The sequence below is a fragment of the Pseudoxanthobacter sp. genome (genome assembly GCF_036822375.1).
Classification (GTDB): Bacteria; Pseudomonadota; Alphaproteobacteria; order Rhizobiales; family Segnochrobactraceae; genus Pseudoxanthobacter.
The window spans coordinates 1-10,439 of the sequence record NZ_DAISHT010000122.1 but is presented as its reverse complement, the minus strand read 5'-3'; the positions used below and the strand labels follow the sequence as shown (position 1 = coordinate 10,439).

The following is a 10,439-nucleotide window of genomic DNA, read 5'->3' as shown; positions in this document are numbered from 1 at the left end:
ATCGGTGGCCGGCGTTCAGAGCGTCAGCGCGCCGCGCCGCATCTCGAACAGCGCGATGCCGGTGGAGATGGCGAGGTTGAGGGAATCGGCCGCGCCCGACATCGGGATCTTCACGAGGGCATCGCAGGCAGCGGCCATTTCCGGCGAAAGGCCGGCCTGTTCGTTGCCCATCACCAGCATCGCCGGCGTGTGCCAGCTGACGGTGCGGATATCGACGGCACCGGCCAGATGCGTGCCGACCAGCTGGCCGCGATAGCCCTTGCGCCATTCGAGGAATGCCGCCAGCGAGGCGCGCGCCAGTTTGACATGGAAGAACGAGCCCATCGTGGCGCGCACGGCCTCAAGGCCGAACGGATCGGTGGTCTCGCCCACCAGCAGCACGCCCTTCGCCCCGAGGGCATCGGCGGTGCGGATGATGGTGCCGAGATTGCCCGGATCGCGCACGGCTTCCAGCGCGATCCAGATGCCCGGCCCGGCGGCCGCAATCGCCTCCAGCCCGCCGATATGCTGTTCGAACACGCCGACCACGGTCTGCGGATTGTCGCGCCGCGAGATCTTGACCATGACGGCGTTGTTGGCCTCGATCACCAGCGCCCCGCGCGCCCGCGCCGTGGCGGCGGTTCTGGCGACGAAAGGCTGGGCGATGGCATCGTGCGCCAGCACCAGCGTGCGCACCGGCCAGCCGGCCTCCAGCGCGTCGGCGGCCAGCTTTGCGCCCTCGCCGAGGAACAACCCCGTCTCCTGCCGGTGCTTGCGCAGCTGCAGGGCCCGGATTTCCTTGATGGTCGGGTTGGTGAGGCTGGTCACCACCTTGAAGGCGCCGGCGCGCGGCACATCGCCGGCCGGCCGCACCGGATCGGCCGGCGGCAGGCCGTGCGGGCGGGCATTGCGGAAATCATCGCTCATTCTGCGCTCCACCGCGTGAACATGGAGGTCGGCAGCAGCTTGCCGGTCTCCGCCTCCACTAGGGCCAGCTCGCCGGATTCCAGACGGCCGGCGAGGTCGCCCCACAATTCCGCGCTGAGCCGGTGGGTGGCGAGGAACGAGGCGCGGATCGCATAGGCCGTCAGCGCGATGAACAGCGGCTCGTCGGACATCATCGCCCGCACCAGCCGCAGCATCTCATAGAGGCTCTCGAACAGGTCCCACACCTCGCCCTTCGGCCCGCGGCCGAATTTCGGCGGATCGAGGATGATGCCTTCATATTTCGAGCCGCGCCGCTCCTCGCGCGCGGCGAACTTCACCGCGTCGTCGAGAATCCAGCGGATCGGCAGGCCTTCCATGCCGGACAGCACCTGATTTTCCCGGGCCCAGGCGATGGCCTTCTTGGAGGCATCGACATGGGTCACCTTCGCACCGGCCTCCGCGCACAGAAGCGAGGCAAGGCCGGTGTAGCCGAACAGGTTCAGCACCCGGACCGGACGGCCGGCGGTGCGGATGCGGTCCGTCATCCAGTCCCAGTGCGCGCGCTGCTCCGGGAAGACGCCGACATGGCGAAACCCGGTGAAGCGGCAGATGAAGCGCGCCGGGCCGTAGCGCATCTCCCAGGCTTCCGGCAGGGTGCGGCTGGCGCGCCAGCGGCCGTGGCCGTCGTCTTCGTCGGTGCCGGTGAAAACCGCATCGGCCCGCTGCCATTCGCTGTCCGGCAGGCGCGGCGTCCACATGGCCTGCGGCTCCGGACGGTCGACGACAATGCTGCCGTAGCGCTCCAGCTTGCGGCCGTGGCCGGAATCGATGAGGGCAAAGTCGTCCCACCCGCCGGCTTCGAGCACGAGCGCGGGATGGACGGCGGAGGAGGGGCGGGCGGGGGCCCGCAGAGACGGCGATGAGGACGACGACGATGAGGACATGGCTGCCAGTGTGCTTTTCTGTCCGCGACTTAAGGCCGGCATGGCTGACGGGTCAATCGCCAATGGTCCGTGCACGGCTCCATTGCGGCCGCAGCGGGGCCGCAGCGGCGATGTGACGGCACGGATGCCTTGCCACCAGCCCGCTAACGGGTAGAAGAGGGGCAAAGGATGCAGCCCTGCCGGGCTTGAGCAAAAGGACTTTGCGCGATGGACCCGATCGACGTGACCGGCGAACACCGCATTCCCGCCCCGCAGGCGCGGGTGTGGAAGGCGCTGACCGATGCTGACGCGCTGAAGGGCGTGCTGCCCGGCTGCGAGAGCGTGACGGCGATTGCCGGTGCGCCGACCGCGGTCGTGGCCGTGGAGGGCTTCTCCGGCACCGTGGTGCTGACCGATTTCGAGGCCCCGAAGAGCCTGACGGTGATCGTCGACGGCCACACGCCGGACGGCCCGGCCAGAGCGGTGGCGGAAATCGATCTGGTGGCCGACGGCAATTCCACCCGCCTGATCTGCCGGTCGGGCCCCGACCTCGGCGGCGGCGGCGATTCGGCTGCGCTTGCCGTGGTGGATGCCTTTGCGGCGGCCCTCGCGCTCAGCCTCGGCGGCAGCGTCAGCCCGGCGGAAGAGCTGAACTCCATCGCCGCCACCGGCGTGCCGGATGTCGACAAGCTGGTGGAAGAGGTGGAGGAGGCCGCCGGCGAGGCGGAGGAGAAGCTTGAGGTCGCCGCCGGCAAGGGCGTGCTCGGCGGGCCGGTGACCTGGGGGTTCCTCGGCATCCTCGTGGTGGTGGTGCTGATCTGGCTGTTCCGCTGAACGGCGGCGGCGACAGCAGGCGAAGGCGGGCATCGTTGCCCGCCTTCTTCGTTTTCGGGCCGGCTCGGTCTTCGGGCTGATCCGGCTTTCGGTCTGGTTCGGCTTTCGGGCGGGCTTGCAGGGGTTTGCCGGCGCCTGCGGGCCGGCAGGTGGTTTTCGCGCGGAGCATTCCGCCGTAACAAGGGCCTGCGCCCGCGACTGGCGGGCAGGCGAGGCGATGAGGACAGGCAATGGTCGCGGAAGCTGCCGACGATCCGGTGTTCACCCTGAGCTGCGGTCCCGTGGAGATCTATCCGGCGGTGGCGCGCGCGCTGGCGAAGCCGGTGCATTACCACTACGACCCGGCCTTTCTGGCGGTCTATCAGGGCGTGCATGAAAAGGCGCAGAAGGCTCTGCGCACGCGCACCATGCCGGTGATCCTGCAGGGTGAACCGGTGCTGGGTCTGGAGGCGGCGGCGGCCTCGCTGATCGCGCCCGGCGATGTGGTGCTCAACCTCGCCTCCGGCGTCTACGGCAAGCTGTTTGCGTTCTGGGCGGCGCGCTATGCGCGCGAGGTCATCGAACTCGATGTGCCGTTCAACGAGGCGATCCGGCCGGAGCAGGTCGAGGCCGCGTTCCGCGCCCGGCCGGATATCCGCGTCGTCTCGGTGGTTCATCACGACACGCCGTCCGCCACCGTCAATCCGCTGAAGGAAATCGGCGCCATCGTCGCCGCCCACGGCGCCTACATGCTGGTCGATGCCGTGTCGTCGTTCGGCGGCATGGATGTCGACCCCGACGCGACCCGGTCGGATCTCTTCATCACCGGCCCCAACAAGTGCCTTGGCGGATCGCCGGGGCTGACCATTCTGGCGGTGTCGGAACGGGCGTGGGACAAGATGAAGGCCAACCCGGCGGCGCCGCGGGCCTCGTTCCTGTCGATTCTGGACTGGGAAAACGCCTGGCGGGCCGATCAGGGCTATCCCTTCACCCCCTCCGTGGCGGAAATCAACGGGCTCGACGCGGCGCTCGATCTCTATCTGGCGGAGGGGCCGGAGAAGGTCTGGGCGCGGCACGACCTGACCGCGCGGGCCTTCCGCGCCGGTGTGAAGGCCATGGGACTGCATCTGTGGGCCGCGAGCGAGGCCATCGCCTCGCCGACGGCCACCGCCGTGCGGGTGCCGGAAGGGGTGAGCGATGCCGCCCTGCGCAGCGCCATCCGGCAGCGCTACGGGGTGATGATCTCGTCGGGTATGCGGGAGACCGCCGGCAAGCTCGTCCGCCTTGGCCACATGGGGGTGACGGCAAAGCCGCTTTATGCGGTGGTCGGTCTGACGGCGCTGGGCGGTGCCTTCCGCGCCATCGGCCACGAGGTCGATCTCGGCGTCGGCACCGAGGCGGCGATGGCGGTCATCGACGCGGCGCTGTAACGGCTGCCGCTTTCGCGGGGCCCTGCAGGAAGCCGCCGGGGCCCTGCAAAGCCGCGCTCTGCGGGCGCCTGCAATCGGCGTAAAAAAAGCCCCGGGGCGCTGTGGCGCCGCCGGGGCTTTTCTGTCTTTGCGGGCTGCCGGTGCAGCCGCTGCCTCAGCGGCGGCGCGGCGGCGGGCGGCGGGCCTGACCGCCGGACGGCGGCGGCGCACCGGTCTTGTGGCGGAAGTTGATGCGGCCCTTGTCGAGATCGTAGGGCGACATTTCCACCGTCACGCGGTCGCCGACCAGCGTCTTGATGCGGTTCTTCTTCATGCGGCCCGCCGCGTAGGCGAGCACCTGATGGTCGTTGTCGAGGGTCACGCGGAAGTGGCCGTCCGGCAGCACCTCCGTCACGACGCCGTCGAACTCGAGCAGCTCTTCTTTGGCCATGGAGTTGATCTCCGTCTTTAAGCGCGAATGGCGGTCATCTGGTTCGGGTCGGGCAACCCGGGGGCAAGGCGCGGGGCCTTACCGCGCCGGATTGCGCGGGCTGTTACCGGCCGGTCGTGCGCTGCTGTTAGCATCGCGCGTCGGTTTGCGCGACAGGAACTGCACACCGGCAAGCTCGTGTTCGCTGGTTCGCCGCACGTCGCCGCGCTGGGCCGGGCGCGGCTGGGAGGCCGGGCGGGGCGCAGCATGTTTGGCTTCAGCGGTTTCGGGGCGCGGGGCCGGGGCCGGATTGCGGCCGGCGAACGACGGACGCTCGCCGCTGCGCGGCGCACCGGGGCGCTGCCCCTCGCGCGCCGGCCGGTTGCCGCCGCGCTGGCCGTTGCGGTTGCCGCCGCGGCCGTTGCCACCGCGGCCGTTGCCGGCCGCCGCCGCTTCCGGCTCGCCGGGGGCCGGGCGCGGATCGGGCTTCGTGTCCGGATGGCTGGAGGCGCCGTGGGGCACGCGCTGGCGGATGAGCTTCTCGATGGCCTTCAGGTCGTCGCGCTCGTCGCCGGAGCAGAACGAGATGGCGATCCCCGAGGCCCCCGCGCGGCCGGTGCGGCCGATGCGGTGCACATAGCTTTCCGGCACGTTCGGCAGGTCGTAGTTGACGACGTGGCTGACGCCGTCGACATCGATGCCGCGGGCGGCAATGTCGGTGGCGACCAGAATCTTCACCCGGCCCTGACGGAAGGACTGCAGGGCGCGCTCGCGCTGGCCCTGAGACTTGTTGCCGTGGATCGCCTCGGCGGCGATCTCGGCCCCCGCCAGCCCGCGCACGACGCGGTCGGCGCCGTGCTTGGTGCGGGTGAACACGATGGCGCGGTCGATGGGCTCGCTCTTCAGCACATCGGCCAGCACGCGGCCCTTGGCGCCCTGATCCATGAACAGCACGCTCTGCTCGATGCGGTCGGCGGTCTTGGCAACCGGGGTCACCTCCACGCTTGCCGGTTCGCGCAGCAGCCGCTCGGCCAGATCGGCGATTTCCTTCGGCATGGTGGCCGAGAAGAACAGGCCCTGACGCACCGCCGGCAGCTTGGCGATGATGGAACGGATGGCGTGGACGAAGCCCACTTCCAGCATCCGGTCGGCCTCGTCGAGAACGAGGATCTCGATCTCGTCGAACTTCACGGCACCCTGATCGTAAAGGTCGATCACGCGGCCGGGGGTGGCGACGAGAACGTCGACGCCGGGCATCAGCGCGCGGGCCTGACGGCCCACCGGAACGCCGCCGATGGCCAGCGCCATCGTCGTCTTCATGAAGCGGGCGTAGGCGCGGAAGGAATCGAGAATCTGCCCGGCCAGCTCGCGCGTGGGCGACAGCACCAGCACGCGGCAGGCCCGGCGGCCCGGCTTGCGCTTGTTGAGTTCGAGGTGGTTCAGGATCGGCAGTGCGAAGGCTGCGGTCTTGCCCGTGCCCGTCTGGGCGATGCCGAGCAGATCCTTGCCGCGCAGCACGTGCGGAATGGCCTGGCTCTGGATCGGCGTCGGCGCCTCGTAGCCCTCATGGGCCAGCGCCTTGAGAATCGGCTCGGCAAGGCCGAGTTCGCTGAACGTTGTCAAAAATCGCTCTTTCGTCTGAATGCGAATCATCCGGTGCGGCGGCACGCAGGGGTGCAGCCAGACGGCCTTCGCGGGTTCGTCGGGACGCCCCGCGTGACTGGGCAGTCGTAAGATGTCCTGGATGAGGCCCGGCAGGCCGACGATTTCGCAGGCAGACGAAATCTCGTTCACGCGGCCGGGACACGGCGGATAAATGGGGGAAAGGCCGCAAAAGTCAAGCCTTTTCGCCCTTTTGTTTGGCCCGGGCGGCCGCGCCGGCCGGGCTTTCGGCCAGATTGAGGGTGAAGCGGCGCAGCAGCCAGGCGGTCTGTTCCACATGATCGCAGGCCGACCACAGGGTCTGCAGGTCGGCACTGTCGACCTCGGGTGCGCGGGCCAGAAGCGCGTGGCGCATCCGGCGCATGGTCTCGGAGCGGTCGTTGGTGAGGGCGCGGATGATCGCGACCGAGTTTTCGTCGAAATCCTCAAGCTCGCCGACCACGGCGCTGAGCATGGCGTGGGCCGATTCTGCCAGATCGGCCACGGTCTTCTCCAGTTGCGGCACCTTGCGCAGCTGCACGAGTTCCCGGCCCAGCGCCCCCAGTGTCGCGTTGAGGCCGTGCAGCGCCTGATTGCCGTTCCACAGGGCCATCAGGGCATCCTGCCCGCCGGCCGGGCCGGGATTGCGCAGCACGCGCTTGACGAAGGTATCGAGCGCGCCGGCCAGTTCGTCGCTGGCCTTGCGCAGCTCCGAAGGGGAGACACCGGCGGCCACGCGCGCCGTCTCGTCGTCGTCGGGATAGGCCTCGGCCTCGGTGCGGGCGCGGTCGAGAAAATGCGGCAGCCGGCGCACGAGGCGGCGCTGCTCCTGCCGGGCGAGGGTGAGCGCGGCGACGGGCTGGTCTTCCGCGGCGCCGGTTATGAACATCGGTTTGCTCAGCGTCTCCCCGGTGGTCGGCGGGCTCCAGCGCTCGATCAGCGCAAAGAGCGGGCCGTTGAAGGCGGAGGCGACCACCGCCGAGACGATCTGGAACAGCCAGTGCAGCGCGGTGACCTGAAGGGCCGGATCGCCGGTCAGGCTGGTGATGGCGGCGCGCAGCAGGGGGAGGCCGGTATAATATTCGATCGTCAGCAGCGGCAGGATCACCGCCGTGCCGATGAGCTTGAGAATGAGCTGGTAGAGATTGAGCTGCCGGGCCGTGCCGGTCAGGCCCGCGCCCTGACCCACCGCCATGATGCCGGTGCCCAGATTGGAGCCGACGACGATGAGGAAGGTCTGGTCGATATCCAGCACGCCGCCCGCCGCCAGTGCCACCGCGATGACGGCGACCGTCTGCCCCTGAATGACGGCCGCCAGCGCCGTGCCGGCGATCAGGCCCCAGAAATAAAACCGGTCGGCGACGCCCAGAACCGTGCGCAGCGCCTCGGAATCGCGCAGCGGCACGGCGGCGGCCACCATCAGCTGCACGCCATAGAGCAGCAGGAACAGCCCGAGCATGGCGGCAACGAAGTTGCGGTAGCGCGCATCGCGGTCGTAGCCCAGCAGATAGGCGAGGCCAATGAGCGCAATGCCGGCCAGAATGACGAGGTTGATGTCGAAGGAGGCCAGCAGCAGCCGCAGCGTCGAGCCGGCATAGGACCACGTCACGATGGGCATGGCGCTGCGCACGGTGGCGGCGCCGGCGGAAACGAGGCCGATGACGATGAAGGTGACGGCGTTGGTGCTCTGGATGGTGGCGCCGGCGGCCACACCCACCAGCGAGGCGCGCAGCGGATGGCCCGTTGCGCGCGCCACCAGCCGCTGGAAGCCGGGCCCGACCACCTGCTTCATGTTGGCGGTGAGAAATTGCGTGCCGATGAAGATGAAGCCGAGACCGGCCAGCAGGCCGATGACCACGGACATGCGATTTCTCCCGATGCAAGGCCGGCCGGCGGCTTTTTGCGGCTGCTGGCAGGATTAGTGCCGTGCCGGGCCCCGGCACCGCAAGGGCACTTGCGCGGCGGGGCCGAAAATGGGCCTGTTCTGTCGTGAATTTGCGACAGGGGGGTGCCAAAAGCGCCCGGCTCCTGTAGAGGAATGAGCGTCGCAACCGGTCGAACCGTTCCAGACTTGAGGCGGGAACCGGCTGCATTCGTGAGGAAGACGACAATGCCTGCTTACCGCTCCCGGACCACCACCCACGGCCGCAACATGGCCGGCGCCCGCGGCCTCTGGCGCGCGACGGGTATGAAGGATCAGGATTTCGGCAAGCCGATTATCGCGGTCGTCAATTCCTTCACCCAGTTCGTACCCGGCCACGTGCACCTCAAGGATCTCGGCCAGCTCGTTGCCCGCGAGATCGAGGCTGCCGGCGGCGTGGCGAAGGAATTCAACACCATCGCGGTCGACGACGGCATCGCGATGGGCCACGACGGCATGCTCTATTCGCTGCCCTCGCGCGATCTCATTGCCGACAGCGTGGAATACATGGTCAACGCGCACTGCGCGGATGCCATGGTGTGCATTTCCAACTGCGACAAGATCACGCCCGGCATGCTGATGGCGGCGCTGCGCATCAACATTCCCGTGGTGTTCGTCTCCGGCGGGCCGATGGAAGCCGGCAAGGTGCGCCTCGGCGGCAAGGAAAAGGCGCTCGATCTGGTCGATGCCATGGTGGCGGCGGCCGACGACAGCGTTTCCGACGCGGATGTCGCGGCCATCGAGCGCTCCGCCTGCCCGACCTGCGGCTCGTGCTCCGGAATGTTCACCGCCAATTCCATGAACTGCCTGACCGAGGCTCTCGGCCTGTCGCTGCCGGGCAACGGCTCGGTGGTGGCGACCCATGCCGACCGTCGTCGCCTGTTCGTGGAAGCCGGCCATCTGATCGTGGACCTCGCCCGGCGCTACTATGAGGAAAACGATGCCAGCGTGCTGCCGCGCTCCATCGCCTCCTTCGAGGCGTTCGAGAATGCGATGACGCTGGATATCGCCATGGGCGGTTCCACCAACACCGTGCTGCACCTGCTGGCCGCTGCCCACGAGGCCGGTGTGTCCTTCACCATGAAGGATATCGACCGGCTGTCGCGCCGCGTGCCGTGCATCTGCAAGGTGGCCCCGGCGGTGTCCTATGTGCACATGGAAGACGTGCACCGCGCCGGCGGCATCATGGGCATTCTCGGCGAGCTGGATCGCGGCGGGCTTCTCCACTCCGGTCTGCCGACCGTGCACGCCCGCACCCTCGCCGAGGCGCTGGACCGCTGGGATGTGAAGCGCACCACGGCGGACAGCGTGACCTCGTTCTACCGCGCCTCGCCGGGTGGTATTCCGACCCAGGTGGCGTTCTCGCAGGACCGCCGCTATCGCGCGCTCGATCTCGATCGTGAAGCCGGCGTCATCCGCGATGTCGAGCATGCGTTCTCGAAGGATGGCGGCCTTGCGGTGCTCTACGGCAACCTTGCCGACAAGGGCTGCATCGTGAAGACGGCCGGCGTTGACGAGAGCATCCTGAAGTTCTCCGGCCCGGCCCGGGTGTTCGAGAGCCAGGACGATGCGGTTGCCGGCATTCTGGGCGGCAAGGTGGCGGCGGGCGACGTGGTGGTCATCCGCTACGAAGGCCCGCGTGGCGGGCCGGGCATGCAGGAGATGCTCTATCCGACCAGCTACCTGAAGTCGAAGGGCCTCGGCAAGGCGTGCGCGCTCATCACCGATGGCCGCTTCTCCGGCGGCACCTCGGGCCTGTCGATTGGCCACGCCTCGCCGGAAGCGGCGCAGGGCGGCACCATTGCGCTGGTGGAGGAGGGCGATCTGATCGAGATCGACATTCCGAACCGCACCATCAGTCTGGCGGTCGGCGACAATGTGCTGACCGAACGCCGGGCGGAGATGGAAGCGCGCGGCGCCGCGGCGTGGAAGCCGGTCGACCGCGACCGCAAGGTGTCGGTGGCGCTGCGGGCCTATGCGGCGATGACGACTTCGGCCGATCAGGGCGCTGTGCGCGATGTGAGCCGCATCGAACGCGCCTGAGGCCACGGCGAAGGGCCTGTCGAAAAGACGAAGGGCCTGTTGAAACAAGGGTGTCGGGCCGGCTGGCCCGGCGCCCTTTTTTGTGTCGCGGGCGCGGCTCAGAATGCCGCGTCTTTCAGCGCGGATTGCCAGTAGCGGGCGAGCGCGGCGATGGCCGGGGCCCGGTCCTGTCCGTTGACGATGCGGCGGGCCCCGGTGAAATCCGTCCGGTCCGCGCCGATATACTGGTCGAGCCGCCGGCCGGTGAACCAGCCGTCGAGCATGCCGCGCACCAGAATGCGCGCGGCGATATCGGGCTGGAGCGCCAGATCGGGCTGCGCGACAAGGTCGATGCCGAGCCGCTCGCCGGCATG

8 protein-coding genes and 1 pseudogene are annotated in these 10,439 nt (G+C 68.9%); 3 read left to right on the top strand and 6 right to left on the bottom strand.

Translation table 11 applies throughout. The features are described 5' to 3' along the window. Nucleotides 1–15: 15 nt before the first annotated feature. On the bottom strand, nucleotides 16–906 hold the full coding sequence (locus V7067_RS11820) for an RNA methyltransferase (RefSeq protein WP_334176105.1): 891 nt from the start codon (nucleotides 904–906) through the stop codon (nucleotides 16–18). Then, on the bottom strand, nucleotides 903–1,850 hold the full coding sequence (locus V7067_RS11815) for a class I SAM-dependent methyltransferase (RefSeq protein WP_334176104.1): 948 nt from the start codon (nucleotides 1,848–1,850) through the stop codon (nucleotides 903–905). Before V7067_RS11815 ends, V7067_RS11820 begins: the two co-directional genes overlap by 4 nt. A gap of 207 nt (nucleotides 1,851–2,057) precedes the next feature. Here V7067_RS11815 and V7067_RS11810 point away from each other — a divergent pair, with 207 nt between their 5' ends. Both V7067_RS11810 and V7067_RS11805 read left to right on the top strand, forming a co-directional pair. Continuing rightward, nucleotides 2,058–2,663 carry an SRPBCC domain-containing protein gene (locus V7067_RS11810; protein WP_334176103.1) on the top strand — a complete coding sequence of 202 codons (606 nt, stop codon included), beginning with the start codon at nucleotides 2,058–2,060 and terminating at the stop codon, nucleotides 2,661–2,663. A gap of 230 nt (nucleotides 2,664–2,893) precedes the next feature. Next, nucleotides 2,894–4,072: an alanine--glyoxylate aminotransferase family protein gene (locus tag V7067_RS11805; protein ID WP_334176102.1), complete on the top strand. Its 1,179-nt coding sequence runs from the start codon at nucleotides 2,894–2,896 to the stop codon at nucleotides 4,070–4,072. A 154-nt stretch (nucleotides 4,073–4,226) separates the two neighbouring features. On the opposite strand, the gene infA is transcribed toward V7067_RS11805, so the two are convergent. From infA to V7067_RS11790, 3 genes are all read right to left on the bottom strand, one after another. Further along, entirely contained in the window at nucleotides 4,227–4,502 is a 276-nt protein-coding gene (gene infA / locus V7067_RS11800) for a translation initiation factor IF-1 (RefSeq protein WP_334176101.1), read from the bottom strand. 78 nt (nucleotides 4,503–4,580) lie between these two features. Continuing rightward, on the bottom strand, nucleotides 4,581–6,104 hold the full coding sequence (locus V7067_RS11795; protein ID WP_334176100.1) for a DEAD/DEAH box helicase: 1,524 nt from the start codon (nucleotides 6,102–6,104) through the stop codon (nucleotides 4,581–4,583). A gap of 214 nt (nucleotides 6,105–6,318) precedes the next feature. Further along, on the bottom strand, nucleotides 6,319–7,986 hold the full coding sequence (locus V7067_RS11790; protein ID WP_334176099.1) for a Na/Pi symporter: 1,668 nt from the start codon (nucleotides 7,984–7,986) through the stop codon (nucleotides 6,319–6,321). Nucleotides 7,987–8,232: 246 nt separating this feature from the next. On the opposite strand from V7067_RS11790, the gene ilvD reads away from it, so the two are divergent. After that, entirely contained in the window at nucleotides 8,233–10,086 is a 1,854-nt protein-coding gene (gene ilvD / locus V7067_RS11785; protein ID WP_334176098.1) for a dihydroxy-acid dehydratase, read from the top strand. A gap of 98 nt (nucleotides 10,087–10,184) precedes the next feature. On the opposite strand, the pseudogene V7067_RS11780 reads toward ilvD, so the two are convergent. Next, nucleotides 10,185–10,439: pseudogene (locus tag V7067_RS11780) on the bottom strand (hypothetical protein); the annotation flags it as partial.

Excerpts from the sequence above, each read along its gene's own strand:
- ilvD (WP_334176098.1), top strand. The coding sequence starts at position 8,233 with ATGCCTGCTTACCGCTCCCGGACCACCACCCACGGCCGCAACATGGCC.
- V7067_RS11805 (WP_334176102.1), top strand. The coding sequence starts at position 2,894 with ATGGTCGCGGAAGCTGCCGACGATCCGGTGTTCACCCTGAGCTGCGGT.
- V7067_RS11810 (WP_334176103.1), top strand. The coding sequence starts at position 2,058 with ATGGACCCGATCGACGTGACCGGCGAACACCGCATTCCCGCCCCGCAG.
- V7067_RS11790 (WP_334176099.1), bottom strand. The coding sequence starts at position 7,986 with ATGTCCGTGGTCATCGGCCTGCTGGCCGGTCTCGGCTTCATCTTCATC.
- infA (WP_334176101.1), bottom strand. The coding sequence starts at position 4,502 with ATGGCCAAAGAAGAGCTGCTCGAGTTCGACGGCGTCGTGACGGAGGTG.
- V7067_RS11815 (WP_334176104.1), bottom strand. The coding sequence starts at position 1,850 with ATGTCCTCATCGTCGTCGTCCTCATCGCCGTCTCTGCGGGCCCCCGCC.
- V7067_RS11820 (WP_334176105.1), bottom strand. The coding sequence starts at position 906 with ATGAGCGATGATTTCCGCAATGCCCGCCCGCACGGCCTGCCGCCGGCC.